This window comes from Photobacterium aquae (assembly GCF_001029445.1).
Taxonomy (GTDB): Bacteria; Pseudomonadota; Gammaproteobacteria; order Enterobacterales; family Vibrionaceae; genus Photobacterium; species Photobacterium aquae.
Map to the genome: position 1 here is coordinate 1 of NZ_LDOT01000056.1, position 351 is coordinate 351.

At 56.1% G+C, this 351-nt stretch carries 1 protein-coding gene; it reads left to right on the forward strand.

The window, feature by feature from the left end; genetic code table 11:
- Positions 1–351: hypothetical protein (locus ABT56_RS24295; RefSeq protein WP_047881133.1), on the forward strand; the 351-nt coding region annotated here is incomplete at both ends.

A 351-nucleotide genomic window follows, 5' to 3' on the forward strand; every position in this document is an offset into this window, starting at 1 on the left:
CTCCAACAGCGTTGAATTGGGGGCGGATGGTACGGTCACAGCCAAGATCACCTTGGATGCCACGACGGCAGAAGGCGATCAGATCATTATTACCGATACCAACGGCAACGTGCTGGTTGACCGTGAAGTGACCGCCGCTGACCTAACCAACGGTATTGTGGTCGAAGGTTCAGTGGTCGGTGATAAGGTTGAAGTGACCGCGCAGGTGATCGACAAGGTTGGTAACCCATCTCCGGAAGCCAGCGATAGCGCCTTAGTGGATACGGGGGCCGCACCGGCTCCATTAGTGGAACTGCAGGGTGACAGCAACAGTGACGGTATCTACAACAGTGTTGAACTGGGCGCTGACGG